12 protein-coding genes and 1 pseudogene are annotated in these 16,823 nt (G+C 64.2%); 8 read left to right on the forward strand and 5 right to left on the reverse strand.

Going from position 1 to position 16,823, the window contains the following annotated elements; translation table 11 throughout:
• Window positions 1–82: 82 nt before the first annotated feature.
• Together HLH45_RS05915 and dcp are read left to right on the forward strand one after the other, a co-directional pair.
• Entirely contained in the window at window positions 83–1,099 is a 1,017-nt protein-coding gene (locus HLH45_RS05915; RefSeq protein WP_033478634.1) for an isoaspartyl peptidase/L-asparaginase family protein, read from the forward strand.
• Between the two features lie 108 nt (window positions 1,100–1,207).
• On the forward strand, window positions 1,208–3,397 hold the full coding sequence (gene dcp, locus HLH45_RS05920) for a peptidyl-dipeptidase Dcp (protein ID WP_008572233.1): 2,190 nt from the start codon (window positions 1,208–1,210) through the stop codon (window positions 3,395–3,397).
• 396 nt (window positions 3,398–3,793) lie between these two features.
• On the opposite strand, the gene HLH45_RS05925 is transcribed toward dcp, so the two are convergent.
• A complete protein-coding gene (locus tag HLH45_RS05925) occupies window positions 3,794–4,849 on the reverse strand; it encodes an MBL fold metallo-hydrolase (RefSeq protein WP_033478636.1) in 1,056 nt (351 codons plus the stop codon).
• On the opposite strand from HLH45_RS05925, the gene HLH45_RS21740 reads away from it, so the two are divergent.
• Both HLH45_RS21740 and HLH45_RS05935 read left to right on the forward strand, forming a co-directional pair.
• Window positions 4,848–5,069 carry a hypothetical protein gene (locus HLH45_RS21740; RefSeq protein WP_031420688.1) on the forward strand — a complete coding sequence of 74 codons (222 nt, stop codon included), beginning with the start codon at window positions 4,848–4,850 and terminating at the stop codon, window positions 5,067–5,069. The two genes, HLH45_RS05925 and HLH45_RS21740, sit on opposite strands and share 2 nt — an antisense overlap.
• Before the next feature lie 9 nt (window positions 5,070–5,078).
• Window positions 5,079–5,711 (forward strand): TetR/AcrR family transcriptional regulator, encoded by a 633-nt coding sequence (locus HLH45_RS05935; RefSeq protein WP_008572236.1) that lies wholly within the window; start codon window positions 5,079–5,081, stop codon window positions 5,709–5,711.
• A 171-nt stretch (window positions 5,712–5,882) separates the two neighbouring features.
• Here HLH45_RS05935 and HLH45_RS05940 read toward each other — a convergent pair whose 3' ends face one another.
• The 4 genes and pseudogenes from HLH45_RS05940 to HLH45_RS05955 form a co-directional block, all read right to left on the reverse strand.
• Entirely contained in the window at window positions 5,883–6,230 is a 348-nt protein-coding gene (locus HLH45_RS05940) for a VOC family protein (RefSeq protein WP_008572238.1), read from the reverse strand.
• 68 nt (window positions 6,231–6,298) lie between these two features.
• A pseudogene (locus HLH45_RS05945) lies at window positions 6,299–7,027 on the reverse strand (helix-turn-helix domain-containing protein).
• A gap of 144 nt (window positions 7,028–7,171) precedes the next feature.
• A complete protein-coding gene (locus HLH45_RS05950; RefSeq protein ID WP_008572243.1) occupies window positions 7,172–8,434 on the reverse strand; it encodes a cation:proton antiporter in 1,263 nt (420 codons plus the stop codon).
• Between the two features lie 353 nt (window positions 8,435–8,787).
• Window positions 8,788–9,744: a LysR family transcriptional regulator gene (locus tag HLH45_RS05955; protein WP_081397845.1), complete on the reverse strand. Its 957-nt coding sequence runs from the start codon at window positions 9,742–9,744 to the stop codon at window positions 8,788–8,790.
• A gap of 118 nt (window positions 9,745–9,862) precedes the next feature.
• Here HLH45_RS05955 and aceB point away from each other — a divergent pair, with 118 nt between their 5' ends.
• The 4 genes from aceB (at window position 9,863) to HLH45_RS05975 (ending at window position 16,808) form a co-directional block, all read left to right on the forward strand.
• Window positions 9,863–11,479: a malate synthase A gene (aceB, locus tag HLH45_RS05960; protein WP_008572247.1), complete on the forward strand. Its 1,617-nt coding sequence runs from the start codon at window positions 9,863–9,865 to the stop codon at window positions 11,477–11,479.
• 158 nt (window positions 11,480–11,637) lie between these two features.
• Window positions 11,638–12,933, forward strand: coding sequence for an isocitrate lyase (gene aceA, locus HLH45_RS05965; protein ID WP_008572248.1), 1,296 nt, complete (start codon window positions 11,638–11,640; stop codon window positions 12,931–12,933).
• A gap of 299 nt (window positions 12,934–13,232) precedes the next feature.
• Window positions 13,233–14,291, forward strand: coding sequence for a GGDEF domain-containing protein (locus HLH45_RS05970; RefSeq protein WP_008572249.1), 1,059 nt, complete (start codon window positions 13,233–13,235; stop codon window positions 14,289–14,291).
• A gap of 3 nt (window positions 14,292–14,294) precedes the next feature.
• On the forward strand, window positions 14,295–16,808 hold the full coding sequence (locus HLH45_RS05975) for a putative peptide modification system cyclase (protein WP_008572250.1): 2,514 nt from the start codon (window positions 14,295–14,297) through the stop codon (window positions 16,806–16,808).
• Window positions 16,809–16,823 lie beyond the last annotated feature (15 nt).

Consider the following 16,823-nt stretch of genomic DNA (forward strand, 5'->3'; position numbering starts at 1 on the left):
TGGCGCGCGGTTGAAGGATCGTCGGCGTTGGTTGGTGAACTGGTGCGCCTGTCGTCGAATATGCATTCCATCGAGGCACTTCATGATCGCTAGGTGCGCACGCGCGTTGTGTCTGTCGCTTTCTCTGCTGCTCATCGCCGGCCCGGCGCTGTCGGCCACGCCGATGCTGGTGATCCACGGTGGTGCGGGCGTGGAGAAATCCAGCCTTTCCAAGGACGAGCAGGCGCAGGCGCGCGAGGCGATGCAACGCGCACTGCGCACTGGGCACGCGGTGTTGAACCGCGGTGGCAGTGCGGTGGATGCAGTGGCCGCCACGATCACCGTGCTGGAGGACGCACCGCAGTTCAATGCGGGGCGTGGTGCGGTGTTTACCCACGACGGCAGGAACGAACTGGACGCGGCCATCATGGACGGCGCCAGCGGCAAGGCCGGCGCGATTGCCGGCGTGCACACGGTCAAGAACCCGATCCAGCTGGCACGCCGCGTGATGGACCACTCCAGGCACGTCATGCTGGTCGGCAACGGCGCCGAGCAATTCGCGCGCGAGCAAGGCATCGCCCTGGTCGACCCCAGCTATTTCCGCACCGACAAGCGCTGGCAGCAGCTGCAGAAGGCGCTCAAGGCCGAGGCCGGCGACCGCCAGGCGCAGGCGCAGCTGGACCTGGAAACCGCCAAGCATTTCGGCACGGTCGGTGCGCTGGCGCTGGACCGCGACGGCCATCTGGCCGCTGGCACCTCCACCGGCGGCATGACCAACAAGCGCTATGGCCGCGTGGGCGATGCGCCGATCATCGGCGCCGGCACCTATGCCAACAGCCAATGCGCGGTGTCGGGCACCGGCTGGGGCGAGTTCTACATCCGCGCCGTGGCGGCCTACGACATCTGCGCGCGCATGAAATACGCCGGACAATCGCTGCAGCAGGCGGCCGAGACCGTGATCGACCAGCAGATCCCAAAGGCCGGCGGCGACGGCGGCGCCATCGCGCTGGATGCACAGGGCAACCTGGCGTTTCCCTTCAATACCGAGGGCATGTACCGCGGCTGGATCGATGCCGACGGCACCCCGCATGTGGCGATTTTCAAGGACGAGACGCTGTAGCGCCGCCATCCCCAACCGCGTCCGTCGACCCAATCCAACGGCACATGCCAGCGGGCGCGAAACCCGCTAGCGTGGCCGGCTGCACTACCCACTCAGGAATCACACGCCATGTCGCGTACCGTCGTTCTGGCCGCTGCCATCACCTTGGCACTGGCTGCTTGTTCTGGAAAAGAGTCGTCCGGCCAGGAGTCCACCACCGTGACCGAGAAAACCGCCCCGGCCCCGGCCCCGGCCGCGGATGCTGCATCCAACCCCTTGCTGACTGCCAGCACGCTGCCGTTCCAGGCGCCGCCGTTCGACAAGATCAAGGACGCCGATTACCTGCCGGCGTTCGAAGAAGGCATGCGCCAGCATCTGGCCGACATCCGCAAGATCGCCGATAACCCCCAAGCGCCCACCTTCGACAACACCATCGAAGCGATGGAGCGTGGTGGCGAAACGCTTACGCGCGTGTCGCGCATCTTCTTCGGGCTGGTGCAGGCCGATACCAGCGACGCACGCCAGAAAATCCAGGAAGAGATCGCGCCCAAGCTGGCCGCGCATCAGGACGAGATCAATCTGGACCCCAAACTCTTCGCACGCGTCAAAACCATTTACGACCAGCGCGACACGCTGAATCTGGACCCGGAGCAGAAGCGTCTGGTCGAGCGCGACTACGAAGAGCTGGTACGCGCCGGCGCGCAGTTGTCCGATGCCGACAAGGACAGCCTGCGCAAGCTCAACGTGGAAGAAACCACCCTCTCCACGCAGTTCCATACCCGCCTGGTCGCCGCCTCGGCCGCCGGCGCGGTGGTGGTGGACGACAAGGCCAAGCTCGATGGCCTGAGCGAAGGCGATATCGCCGCCGCGGCCGATGCCGCCAAGGCCCGCAAGCTCGATGGCAAGTATCTGCTCACCCTGCAGAACACTACCCAGCAGCCGGTGCTGGCCTCGCTGAAGGATCGCCAGCTGCGTGCCGAGGTGTTGAAGGCCTCTGAAACACGCGCAGAAAAGGGCGATGCCAACGACACCCGCCAGACCATCCAGCGCCTGGCGCAGCTGCGCGCGCAAAAGGCCAAGTTGCTCGGCTTCGACAACTACGCCGCCTACAGCCTGGGCGACCAGATGGCCAAGACGCCGGATGCTGCGCTCAAGCTGCTGACCGACACCGTGCCGGCGGCCACCGCCAAGGCGCGCCGCGAAGTGGCCGACATGCAGAAGGTGATCGACGCGCAACGTGCTGATGCAAAGACCGGCGATTTCAAGCTCGCCGCGTCCGATTGGGACTTCTACGCCGAGCAGGTGCGCAAGGCCAAGTACGACCTGGACGAGGCGCAGATCAAGCCGTACTTCGAGCTGGACAACGTGCTGCAGAACGGCGTCTTCTACGCCGCCACGCAGCTGTACGGCATCACCTTCAAGCAACGCACCGACATCCCGACCTATCACGCGGATATGAAGGTGTATGAGGTGTTCGATGCCGACGGCACTTCCATGGCGCTGTTCTACACCGACTACTTCAAGCGCGACAGCAAGTCCGGTGGCGCGTGGATGGACGTGTTCGTCGAGCAGGATGGCCTTACCGGTGCCAAGCCGGTGGTCTACAACGTGTGCAACTTCACCAAGCCGGCCGCCGGCCAGCCGGCGTTGCTGAGCTTTGACGACGTCACCACCTTGTTCCATGAGTTCGGCCATGCGCTGCACGGCATGTTCTCCAAGGTGAAGTACCCCTCGATTGCCGGCACCAGCACTTCGCGCGACTTCGTGGAATTCCCCTCGCAGTTCAACGAGCACTGGGCCTCCGATCCGAAGGTCTTCGCCCACTACGCCAAGCACTACCAGACCGGCGCGCCGATGCCGGCCGAGCTGGTGGAAAAGATCAAGAAGGCCAAGACCTTCAACAGCGGCTACGCCACCACCGAATACCTGTCGGCAGCGCTGCTGGATCTGGCCTGGCACACCCAGCCGGCCGACGCGCCGCTGCAGGACGTGAGCAAGTTCGAAGCCGACGCCCTGAAGCGCTTCAAGGTGGATCTGGCCGAAGTGCCGCCGCGTTATCGCAGCAGCTACTTCGACCACATCTGGGGCGGCGGTTATTCGGCCGGGTACTACGCGTACTTCTGGTCGGAAGTGCTCGACGACGATGCGTTCGAATGGTTCAAGGAAAACGGCGGCCTGACCCGCAAGAACGGCGACACGTTCCGCGCCAAGATCCTCTCGCGCGGCAACACCGTCGATCTGGCCACGCTGTATCGCGATTTCCGCGGCAAAGACCCCAGCGTCAAGGCGCTGCTGGAAAACCGTGGATTGACCGAGTAAGCGTGTGCGTGCGTAGGCGATGTTTGCATGCGAAGGCATGCATGCCTGGCCAGTGCTGAGCAATCAAGACGGGATGGCCGCGTGCCATCCCGTTTTTTGTTTGTGCGCATGTGACGCGCTACATGACGGTATTGCCACTTTCAGGATCAGCATTCAGTTTTTAACGCACCGTGCGCGGGTACATGCCACATCATGCCGGTCGTATCCGCATGTCTGCCGCTGCAGTGCGAGACGCGCAGATCGAGACACGTGGCAGTGGCACTCGCGATGTCGAAGAGACCGACCTTGCCGATCTTTGCGTCACGCTGTGCACGCGGTCACCAAGGCGTCGACAAGCATCACACGCACCATGGCGTAGCCACACCCGCAACCCACGCCGGCCCCGCAGCCGGCCATTTACGGCGTTGCCACCACTCCATCCGACGCAATGGCCGCAGCGTCCTGCCGCCACCAACGCACGCGGTTGCCGGGGGCATTCAAGTCCACGCGCTCGCCTATGCACGGGGTGATCAGTGCGACACCAGCAGCGTCGGCCAGCGCCACGATCCGGTCCAGCGGCTCCTGCCACGCGTGCATGGCCAGATCGAAGGTGCCGTTGTGGATCGGCAGCAGGCTACGGCCGCCGACGTCGATGAACGCCTGCAGGCTCTGCTCCGGCTGCATGTGCACGTGCGGCCACATGTGGTCGTAGGCGCCGTTTTCGATCAATGCCACATCGAACGGCCCGAGCTGCTCGCCGATGGTCTTGAAGTGCGGGCCATAGCCGCCGTCGCCGCTGAAGAACAAACGCAGGTCACCTGCCTGGATCACCCAGGAACACCACAGCGTGCGTCCATTGTCGAACAGCCCGCGGCCGGAAAAATGTTGCGACGGGGTGGCGGTGAGCTGCAGGCCGGCAATGCTGATCGACTCCCACCAGTCCAGCTGCCGCACCTTGGCCGGGTCTACGCCCCAGCGCACCAGCAGGTCGCCCACGCCCAACGGGGCCACAAACACGCCGACACGGTCGGCCAGCGCACCGATGGTGGCGCGGTCGAGATGGTCGTAGTGGTCATGCGACAGGATCACCCCAGCCAGCGGCGGCAGCGCGTCCAGCGCAATCGGCGGGGCGTGGAAGCGCTTGGGTCCGGCGAACGGCACCGGCGAGGCGCGTTTGGAAAACACCGGGTCGGTCAGCCACAGCCCGCCCGCCAGCTTCATCAGCAGGGTGGAATGGCCCAGCCGGTACAGGCTGCGATCCGGTGCGGCCAGCAGTTGCGCGCGTGTCAGCGGCTGCACCGGCAAGGGCGCGGAGGGCACCGTGGTGCGGGGCTTGCCGAATACCATGGCCCACATCAGGCCGAGCTGCTCGCGCAGGGTCATGACGGTGGTCGGCAACGGCATCGCATTACGGAAGCGGCCAGCGCGAAACTGCGGCGAATCGACATACGGGGAAGGGCGTGGGGAAGCCATAGGAAGTCCGGGCAAGACGTGGGAGAACAGAAGGACGAGCGATCAGGCAACGGCGATGCAGCAAGCACTGGGTGGACCTGGCGTCAGGATCGGCATGGACGGGCGTACAGGCAGCTTCCTACAGACCAACGGCGGCGGGGTGACAACAACACAGCGCACCAGCACTGATTACACTACACAGTGTAGTTTTATTTTAGTGAAAGTAAACTACCCGGTGTAAAATCGCCCGATGTCGACCGCATCTTCCTCTCCGGCCACGCCCCAGCGCCTGACCGACCGCAAGCGCAACGCCATCGTCGAGGCCGCCATTGCCCAATTCCGGCAGCACGGCTTCGAAGCGACCAGCATGGACCGCGTGGCCGCCACCGCCGGCGTTTCCAAACGCACGGTCTACAACCACTTCCCCAGCAAGGACGCCTTGTTTGGCGAGATCTTGCGCGGACTGTGGCAACGCAGCGCCGAGGCGGTGAACCTGGCCTATCGGCCCGACCAACCGCTGCACCTGCAGTTGATCGCCCTGCTGCAACAGAAACTGCGGCTGTTGGACGACCCGGCGTTCATCGATCTGTCGCGCGTGGCCATCGCCGAAGGCATCCACTCGCCGGCGCGTGCGCGCGAATTGTTGTCGCAGCTGGGCAGCAAGGAAGAGGGCACCACCGCCTGGCTGCGTGCCGCACTGGCCGATGGCCGGCTGGCAGGCGTAGAGCCTGAATTCGCCGCGCAGCAGTTGCAGGCGCTGGTGAAGGGCTTTGCGTTCTGGCCGCAGATCACCATGGGCCAGCCGCCGCTGTCGCCGCAGCAACAGACGCAGGTGGCCGAATCGGCGGTGGCGATGTTCCTGGGGCTGTACGCGCGCAAATGAGCGCGGGCAGCCCGTTCATTTGCGCTCCTGGAGTAACAAAGCGTAGCGAGTAGTCGTCAGGTGAGCGCAGCCGGCGCACTCACAGGCGCAGCGGACGAGTGGGACATGCCCCGATTTCGCGCACCGGCCGCGCCCGCCTGGCGGCGCGCGTAGGCGTTTTGCCAGCTGCGCTTAGTCTTTTGACCACACTGCCAAGGGATAGCCGTGCGGGTCGGCAAAGTGAAAACGGCGCCCGCCCGGGAACGCGAACACCGGTTGGGTGATGCGTCCACCTGCCGCTTCGATGCGCGCCTGGCTGCGCGCCAGATCATCGGAGGCGAGCACCACCAGCGCGTCACCCGGCTGCGGCGTGCCATGGAAGAAACCGCCGCTCAGGCGGCCGTCGCGGAATTCGCAGTAGTCAGGGCCGTAGTCCTGAAATGTCCAGCCGAAGGCCTGCCCATAAAAGGCTTTGGCGACGGCGATCGAGTCGAAGGCAAATTCCAGATAATCGATGCGGTGCTGCGTGGTGTCGGTCATGGCGTGCTCCTGAGCGAGTGCACAGCATGCAGATGGCGCACGCCGGTGGCTTGGCGAAAACGGCCAACTCAGCGTGCATGCTGCTGCACCAGTGCGCGCGGACTTAGCCCTGTGAGTTGACGTGCATCGCGCACCAGATGCGGCGCATCGCCGTAGCCGGCATGCAGCGCGGCCTCGGTCAAGTTGCGGTGCCGTCGCACAATCCGCAGGAAGCGCTGCAGGCGCAGGACGCGCTCCAGCGTCTTGCTGCCGTAGCCGAATGCGTCCTGACAGCGGCGGCGCAGCGAGCGCTCGCTGATTCCCAACGCGTCGGTCAACGCGCTTAGCCGGGTCGGCGCGCCGACGGACAGTTGTTCGAACAGCCAAGCCATCTGCGGATCGCGCGCTACGGCGTGCTGTTGGCACAGTGCCTGCAAGGTCTGTAACGGGTCGGCGCCGTCTTCCAGGCGATGCTGCCATGTGCGGCCCCGCTCGCCCCACAGCGTTTCCAGCGCAACGCGTTGGTCGGCAATGGCGTGTAACGGCAGCTGCAGCAGACCGGCTGCCACGCCCGCTGCCAGGCGGACACCGGTCAACGTCGTGCCTGCCGCCACCGATGCGGGATTGGCAATGCGATCCGGCCCGGCGACGAATACTTCGCTGCCGTTCCAGATCAGATCGACGCTGCCATCGGGCAACACCAGCACCGGTTGCGGCGCGCAATCGCCCTGGCGAAATTGTCAGCTGCACTGCAGCTGCGCGCGTAACGCAGGCGGTGCCGCGCTTTCGGCATAACACGGCTCAGCTGGGTCGGACATGACGGCACTCTGCGTGGGAGCGGATGCGGGCGCGTGCAGTGCCGCAACGTGGAGCGCGCCATGATTCAATGCCGTGCGCTGCACGGCAGCCCAGTTGCATGCACGGTATCGGGCCTGACGCGGCACCGCAGCACCATCGCGCCCTCATCCGTGAGGTGAATTGCTTGCGGCCAGCGCATCGGCTGCTGCGTGCCGTTTGCGCTGGAACCAGGCCACCATCGGCGAGGCCATGACCGTGGTCACCAGCGTCATGCCGAACAACAGCGTAAACAGATCCGGCCCGATCACGCCGCTATCCAGGCCGATCTTGATCACCACCAACTCCATCAGCCCGCGTGCGTTCATCAGCGAGCCCACGGTAAGACTGTCGCGCCAGTGATGGCCGCTCAGGCGCGCACCCAGCGTGCAGCCGAGCAACTTGCCGCCCACCGCCACCCCGATCACCAGCACAAGTCCGCTCAGGCCGGCGCCGGCGAATGCACCAGGGCTGGTGGCTTGACCGGCAACCGCAAACAGCACCGGCATCAGCAGGGTGATGGCCAGCGGCTCGATACGCCCGGCCAGATGTTCCAGCAGGCGGTCATCGCGCGGCAGGCAAATGCCGAACAGGAAGGCGCCAAAGATCGCATGCAGCCCGATCCACTCCGCCAGCGCGGCGCACGCCAGCAGACCGATCAAGACCCATACCAGCGCGCTCGGTGCATACCGGCCGTCATGCGCATGTGGCCGCAGCACGCGCGCATAGGCAGGCCTGAGCACACCGAACACGGCGGCGATCAAGACCAACGCACCGATGGCCGTGAACGCCACGCCGCCATGCGCGTTGTTGCCGGTCAGGGTCAGCACGATCGCCAGGAAGATCCATACCGTGGCGTCGTCGATCACGGCCGCGCCCAGCGCCAGGCGGCCGGCGGGCGTCCGCGTCATGTTGCGGTCCTTGAGGATGCGCGCCAGCATCGGAAATGCCGTTACCGACATCGCCGCGGCAATGAACAGCGCGAATGGCCAGAAGCTGACGCCTTGCGGTGCGAAGCGCGGGAACAGCCACGGCGCGGCAGCCAGTCCGAGCAGCAGCGGCAACACGATGCCGGACACGCCCACCAGGATCGAGGCGCGCACTTGCGCCTTGGTGCCTTCCGGCGCACGCAATTCGACACCGACCACGAACATGAAAAGCACCACGCCCATCGTGGCCAGGCCGGACAGCGGCGGCAGGCTTCTGGCGGCGAACAACGCCATGTGCAGGTCGGGCAGCCAGGCACCGAATGCGATCGGACCGAGCAACAACCCGGCCGCCATTTCGCCGATGACCGGCGGCTGCCCAATGCGTTGCAACAACGCACCGCACAGGCGCGCAGCGCCCAGGATCACTGCCAACTGCACCAGCAACAACGTGGTCGGATTCATCGCGTGAGCATTCCAGTGGTTGAGTCGGCTCAGCCGCGCGTCCTGCAGGGCATCGGCAAGTTCCCCCCCAACCGACGACACGGCGATGCGCGGCATGCCGGCGCTTAGTGTATGCATGGCGACGCGCTGCGATCAGGTTGGTGATCAACGCGCGCAGGCAATGCGTCCTGACGTAAGGGATAGATGGTCGAATGCAGGTCACGCATCTTGTCGCGTTCGCTCGCATTGCTGCAGGGCACACACGTTTGGCGCGCTTGATCCAGCATCTTCCGGCGGATGTGCGTGATGGATGGCGCGACGCGTGCTCGCATGGCCGCGATGCCAGACGATGACGCCGGGCCATCGCGAACGACTCAACGCTCCGAATCGCCGCTCTCGTCATAGCCACGCGGCGTGAACAGATCCGGCTGAATCAGCTCGATAAACGCGCGTGCTTGCGGCGACAGATACTTGCCCTTGCGCACCACCACGCCGTAGCTGCGGGTCGGGAAAAAATCCTTCAGCGAGCGCGTGGCCAGCTTGTCGCGGTCGGCATCGGTGAGGCAGATCGCGGTGACGATGGAAATACCCATGCCCATCGCCACGTATTGCTTGATCACCTCCCAGCCGCCCACCTCCAGTGCCACGGTGTAGGGCACGCGCGCCTGCTGAAAGACCAGATCGACCAGGCGGTAGGTCACCTGCCGGCGCGGCGGCAGGATCAATGGATATGGCGACAGATCCTGCAGCGAGACCTCGGCCTTGCCGGCCAATGGATGATCGGGCGGGGTGATCAGCAATTGCTCGAAACGGTAGACCGGCGCGTAGTTGAGGTCGGCCGGCACATCCAGCATCGAGCCAACCGCCAGATCCACTTCATCTTCGCGCAGCAGGTCGGTGCCATCGGCGCTGATGGCGTTGTGCAGGGTCAGCCGCACGTCCGGGTGGCGCGCGCGGAAGTTGGCCACGATGCGCGGCAGCAGGTACAGGATGGTGGAACTGTTGGCGGCGATATTGAGCTCGCCGGCATCCAGCCCGCGCACCTTTTCGCGAAAGCTCGCTTCCAGCCCATCCAGGCTTTCCACCAGCGGTTGCGCCATGTCGTACAGCAACTGGCCTTCGCGGCTGGGTGCCATGCGTCGACCGGAGCGTTCGAACAACGGCACGCCCAGATCACGCTCCAGTGCCTGCAGCTGCAGGGTCACGGCCGGCTGGCTGACATAGAGCGCCTCAGCGGCCCGTGAGACAGGGCCCAGCCGCACTGTCTGGCAGAATGCGCGCAGCGGCTTGAGGCGATCAGATTTGTAGGAAAATCGCGGGGTTGGCGCCATGAGCGTGCGTTGCGCTGGTCTAATATAAGTCGAGCTTATTTACAGCATTGATAAAACTGCTTTGTCAAATAATTGTATCGGGCGCACGGTGCAGGTCCGGATGCACAAGGACCCCCACATGGCTGCCACCGCGTTTGCTCCCCGTCCCACCGACCACGCCACGCCCGGCATTGCGCTGACCACCCAGATCGCCGGCCAGGCAGAGCTGCTGCCGGCCGCCGCGCTGGCCCTGCTGGTTTCGCTGCACCGGGCGATCGAGCCCGGCCGCCAGCAGCGTCTGGCCCAGCGGCGCCAGCGCCAGGCCGCTTTCGATGCCGGTCAGCTGCCGGACTTCCGTACCGATACCCAGGCCATCCGTGCCGGCGATTGGCGTGTGGCTCCCCTGCCGGCGGCACTGCAGGACCGCCGTGTCGAAATCACCGGCCCGACCGACCCGAAGATGGTCATCAATGCGCTGAACTCCGGCGCCAAGGTGTTCATGGCCGACTTCGAAGATTCCACCGCGCCGACCTGGCGCAACCTGCTGGCCGGCCAGCGCACCCTGGCTGCGGCGGTGCGCGGTGACCTCAGCTTCGATGCGCCCAACGGCAAGCACTACGCCCTGCGCCCGGAGGCCGAACGTGCAGTGCTGATCGTGCGCCCGCGCGGCTGGCACCTGGACGAAAAGCACGTGTTGATCGACGGCCAGCCGTTGGCCGGCGGCCTGTTCGATGCGGCGCTGTTTGCCTTCCACAATGGCCGTGCGTTGCTGGCCAAGGACCGCGGCCCGTACCTGTACCTGCCCAAGCTGCAGAGCATGGAAGAAGCCGCACTGTGGGACACCGCGCTGGCGCATATCGAAGCGATGCTGGGCCTGCCGCATGGGCAGATCAAGGTCACCGTGCTGATCGAAACGCTGCCGGCGGTGTTCGAGATGGACGAAATTCTCCATGCGCTGCGCGAGCGCATCGTGGGCCTGAACTGCGGGCGTTGGGACTATATCTTTTCCTACCTGAAAACCTTTCGGGCGCACCGCGACCGCGTGCTGCCCGAACGCGGCCAGGTCACCATGACCCAGCCATTTTTGAAGGCCTATTCGGAGCTGCTGATCAAGACCTGCCACCGCCGCGGTGCGCATGCGATGGGCGGTATGGCCGCGCAGATTCCGATCAACCACGATGAAGCCGCCAACGAACAGGCCATGGCCCGCGTGCGTGCCGACAAGTTGCGCGAAGTGACCGCCGGCCACGATGGCACCTGGGTGGCGCATCCGGCGCTGATTCCGGTGGCGATGAAACTGTTCGACGAACACATGCCCACCGCGCATCAGCAGCATGTAGTGCGCAATGACGTGCAGGTGACGCGCGACATGTTGATCGCGCCCTCGCCGGGCAATGTCACCCGCGCCGGGTTCGAAGGCAATGTCGAAGTGTGCGTGCGCTATCTGGCGGCCTGGCTGGACGGCAATGGCTGCGTGCCGATCCACCACCTGATGGAAGACGCCGCCACGGCCGAAATCAGCCGCGCGCAGCTGTGGCAATGGTTGCATCACGGCCAGCACCTGGACGATGGCACCGCCATCGATCAACACCTGCTGCAGGCCACCTTGCGCGCACTGCCTGCACGGCTGGGAACCGCCACCGCGCTGCCCGGCGCTGCACGGATCGATGAAGCGATCGCCTTGCTCGAAGAGTTGAGCCGCGCCGACGAACTGGCGGACTTCCTTACCGTACCGGCGTACCGCCTGATCGATTGATTTCACCCTGCGGCGACGCCTGCCACCGGCGTCGCGCAGTTTCCACTTCAACGCATTCCAACGCCCGTTGCGCACACGCGCGCAACGACGGCCTTGCCATGCCGCATGCCCACCATTCTTCCTCGTTCCATCCGTCGTACCTCTCAGGAGAACGCAAGATGAGCACTACACTGCAAAGCGCCGAACAACTGCAGCAGGACTGGGCCAACAACCCGCGCTGGAGCGGCATCACCCGCAATTACAGCGCTGCCGATGTGGTGCGCCTGCGCGGCACCGTGCATGTCGAGCATTCGCTGGCGCGGTTGGGCGCGGAAAAATTGTGGGCCTCATTGCATGCCACGCCGTTCGTCAATGCGCTGGGCGCATTGACCGGCAACCAGGCCATGCAGCAGGTCAAGGCCGGCTTGAAGGCGATTTACCTGAGCGGCTGGCAGGTTGCCGCCGACGCCAATCTGGCCGGGCAGATGTATCCGGACCAATCGCTGTACCCGGCCGATTCGGTGCCGGCGGTGGTCAAGCGCATCAACAACACCTTGCTGCGCGCCGACCAGTTGCATCACGCCGAAGGCAACGATGCCATCGACTTCCTGCAGCCGATCGTGGCCGACGCCGAAGCCGGCTTCGGTGGCGTGCTCAACGCCTTCGAACTGATGAAGGCGATGATCGAAGCCGGCGCGGCTGGCGTGCATTTCGAAGACCAACTGGCCTCGGTCAAGAAGTGCGGCCACATGGGCGGCAAGGTGCTGGTGCCCACGCGTGAGGCGATCGAAAAATTGAATGCCGCGCGCCTGGCCGCCGATGTGCTGGGCGTGCCGACGGTACTGATTGCGCGCACCGACGCCGAAGCCGCCGACCTGATCACCAGCGACGTGGATGCCAACGACCAACCGTTCACCACCGGGCAGCGCACGGTCGAAGGCTTCTTCAAGACCCGCAATGGCCTGGACCAGGCGATCAGCCGCGGCTTGGCCTATGCCCCGTACGCCGACCTGATCTGGTGCGAAACCGGCAAGCCGGACCTGGAATTTGCGCGTGCGTTTGCGCAGGCCATCCATGCCAGGTTCCCCGGCAAATTGCTGGCCTACAACTGCTCGCCGAGTTTCAATTGGAAGAAGAATCTGGACGATGCCACCATCGCCAAATTCCAGACCGAACTGGCGAGCTATGGCTACAAGTTCCAGTTCATCACCCTGGCTGGCTTCCACGCCTTGAACTACGGCATGTTCCATCTGGCGCACGGCTATGCGCGCCGGCAGATGAGTGCGTTCGTCGAATTGCAGCAGGCCGAGTTCGAGGCGGCGGAGAGGGGATTTACCGCAGTCAAGCACCAGCGCGAAGTAGGCACCGGCTATTTCGATGCAGTGACGCAGGCGATCCAGCAGGGGCAATCGTCCACCACCGCCTTGCGTGGCTCCACCGAAGAAGCGCAATTCCATAGCGACAAGGCGGCCTGATGGCTGGCGGCACCGCAACGGCAGCGGCTGTACATGAGGCAATGCAGTGCAGCGACACCTGGCGCTGAGTTGATGCAGCTGTTGCTACAGCAATAGCCGACCAAGGCAGATTCAACCGGCGCCACATTGCGCCACCCTGGGAGGGGGAAGGGCTCGGAGAACCGAGCCCTTTTTTTACGTCCGATACCCGTCAATTCGTCTCTTTCTTGGTGAGAAATAGTGTGATCTGGTGCTGAACAAGGGGGTCCTGTAGGATTTGTCCATGGGCTAATGGTGCAGGCTGGCCTAAGGGAAAACCGATGACGTGCCACAACACCGCAGGCGCACTCGAGCCGACAGGGAACGTTGCCAAAACGGTCCCCGATGGGCTGCATGCGCTGATGACTGCCGAGGAACTGGCGTTTTTCGCCCGTTTCGGCCGTTCGCGTGAGGTGTCCGCGGGCCAGTCGCTGTTCGAGCGCGGTGCGGTGGGCACGCAGATGTACATCGTTGTCAGCGGCCAGATCGACCTGGATTTCGGCGAGGACCTGATGCTCAAGCATCTGGGCCCGGGAGAATTCTTCGGCGAGCTCGGCCTGCTGATCGGCGATCACGCGCGCAGCGCCGGCGCCAGCGCCTCCACCGACAGCCGTCTGATCGAGCTGGCACACGAGGATTTCCAGCGTCTGGTCGACCAGGACCCCTCGATGGTGGCGCACTTCCTGCGCCGCTCCATCGTGCGGGTGGTCAACAACGAACAATTGCTGATCCGCCAGCTGCGCCGCCGCAACCACGATCTGGAAGCGGCGCTGGACAACCTCTACGTCACCTCGCACCAGCTCAACCACACCGAAGAACTGAGCCGGACCGACGAGCTCACCGGCCTGCACAACCGGCGCGGGCTGGCGTTGCATCTGCAGGAATGCCGGCGGGCCGGCCACATGCCGGGTGTGGGCCTGATCCTGATCGACTGCGACCGTTTCAAGCGCATCAACGACGAGTTCGGTCACCTGGCAGGCGACCGCGTGCTGCAGAACGTGGCCCATGCCCTGCGTTCGGTGATCGCCGAAGGCGACCTGGCCTGCCGTCTCGGCGGCGACGAATTCTGCGTGCTCGTCGCGCAAGGCACCAGCGAGCTGGTGCACCACATCGGCGAATGCATCGTGCGCGCGGTGGAAGCGCGGCTGTGCAACGGCCAGGGCGAACAAGGCTGCTCGGTCAGCGTAGGCTCGTGCATGATCGACGCGGACGCGGCCTGGAACGACTGGTACACGCTCGCCGACAGCGCCTTGTACGAGGCCAAGCGGCAGGGCGGCAATGTGCTGTGCATGCAGGAGACGCTGGCCCTGGATCAACCGCCTGCCACCGGTCACCGCTGAGCGATGAGCAGCCGTACCCACGCACGCAAGGACGCGTCGTCGGAAGCGATCCAGGCGCCGCGGCTGCGCACCTTGCTGTTGACCGATCTCTGCGATTCGACCGCGCTGGTCGAACGTATCGGCGACAACGCCGCAGCCGCCTTGTTCCGCGAGCACGACCGCCTGGTGGTCAAGCTGCAGCAGCACTGGCGCGGCCGCCTGATCGATCGTTCCGACGGGCTGCTGCTGCTGTTCGACCGCCCCATCGATGGCCTGGGTTTCGCGCTGGATTACGCGCGCGGGCTCAAGACGATGGGCGATGCGCATGCGCTCACGCTCTGCGCACGTCAGGGCCTGCATGTGGGCGAAGTGCTGACCTGGCGCAATAGCGACGAAGCGATCAGCATCGGCGCCAAGCCGCTGGAAGTCGAAGGGCTGGCCAAGCCCACCGCCGCACGCCTGATGTCGATGGCACGGCCGGGGCAGATCTTGCTCTCGGCGGTAGCCGAGTCGTTGACCCATCGCGCCGCACGCGAACTCGGCAACCGGGCCGACCGGTTATTGTGGAAATCGCACGGGCGCTGGCGCTTCAAAGGCATGCCCACCGCGATGGAGATCTACGAAGTCGGCGAAGTCGGCCTGACTCCCCTGCGCATGCCGAAGAACTCGGCAAAAGCCTGGCGCGATGTGCCGCTGTGGCGCAGGCCGGCCGCGTTGGTGGCTGAGGTGGGGGTGGTGCTGGGGATTGGTTTCGCAATCTGGCTCTTTGCACGGCCGCAACCAGCGCTCGCGTTTGCAGAACGCGACTGGGTGGTTGTCGGGACGGTCCGCAACCTCACCAATGACGTGATGCTGGACGGAGCACTCGATCAGGCATTTCGGATCAGCCTGGAGCAGTCGCGATACGTCAACGTTCTCAGTGAAGACAGAACACTGAAACTGTTAGCACTGATGCGCAAAGATCCCACCAAAGATCCGCTGGACCGCAAGAACGCGTCGGATGTCGCATTACGCACCGGTGCGAGAGCGGTGTTACTTCCTTCCGTGGGTTACGTTGGGGGGCGCACACGTTTCGTCGTGGAAGTGGTCGACCCGAAAACTCAGCAGACTGTTGCTGTAAGTACCGCATTCGGCTCAAATCCGTCGATTCTTTCTGCTGTTGATACAGTGACGGGCGAACTGAGGACGCAGCTCGGCGAAAACCGTGACAGTATTCGACAAAACAGTCCTGCCTTGCCGGATGTCACCACATCTAGTCTCGATGCGTTGCGCGCTTATGCACTAGGACAACAACGATACTCGGAAGGGAAATACGGTGCTGCTTTGGATTTCTTCCAGAAAGCAGTCGATATCGATCCGCACTTTGCGCTGGCCTGGCTTGGTCAAGTGCGCGCCCATTTTGCCAATGTCGATTACAAGAAGGCGACCGAAACGCTCAGAGTTGCTGAGCAATTCAAGTCCAGGCTCCCCCCGCGCGAGGCGCTTTACGTAAAAAGCTGGGGCGTGCAGATTCTCGATCCAGCGCAGGCGGCCGATTCCTGGATACAGATGGCGGAGTTGTATCCCGACTATGCACCTGCCCAAGCGAACGCAGCGATGGACTTGTTCGTCGCTAATCGGTTCGCTGACGCTCTGCCGTACGCGCGTGCTTCGGCGCAGGGGAAGTACGATCTTTCCAGCGTATCGCTCGATATGTATGGGCGTATCTTGCTGGCTCTTGGTCAATACGACCAAGCCGATCAGGCAGTGAGAAAGGCGGTCGGATCAGGATGGAATGGCGCGCTGCTGCGTCAGGCTGCTGTCGCGGCTGCGAAGCGTGACTACTCGGGCGCACGCGATGCGCTTGCTCGAGTCGACAAGACGAATTTCCATGCCGACATCACGCGAACCACTATCGCTCTTGATGAAGGGGATCTGCACGCGGCGGTCGCGCATGCCCAAGTCGGACTGAGCGCAGGATTGAACAGGAGAGGAACTGATCGGATCAACTATTACGTCCCGCTAGCAACTGCGTTGCTTGCCTCCGGGCAGCGACCAAAAGCCGCGGAGGTCGCCGAAGAGGGGGCAAGGTTGGCATTGCGGGATTTAGGCGCAGATGTCCCAATCGATAGGATCGACAACCTGTCCACCGCATTGGCTGCCGCGCTCATCATGGCCCGCGCCGGCGATACCCAAGGTGCCGCTAGGGTCCGGCAGCAGGTCAAGGTGGCGCCACTGGCCTACGCCAACCGCTTGGTGGTGGAACTGGGTGCGGTTGTCGATGCGGAAATTCTATTAGCCGAGCAGCGGCCAGACGATGCATTCCGCATGCTCAGTCCCTATCTGGATTCGATGTCGCGATTTCAGACAAGGGCAACCGCAATGCGCGCTGCCCAACTTGGACAGCGTAACGCAGATGCGCGGATTCAACACGACTGGATCCGCCAGCATCGAGGTTTGGCTTACGCGGAGATCGAATGCGGATACTGTCTGCAGCCGCTCAATCTGGTGGATCTTAGAACAGCAGAAGATTCGTGGATAGCAGAGACGCAGGGGTGAACCTGCAGCGTGCCA

It is taken from the genome of Xanthomonas euvesicatoria (genome assembly GCF_013112235.1).
Classification (GTDB): domain Bacteria; phylum Pseudomonadota; class Gammaproteobacteria; order Xanthomonadales; family Xanthomonadaceae; genus Xanthomonas; species Xanthomonas euvesicatoria.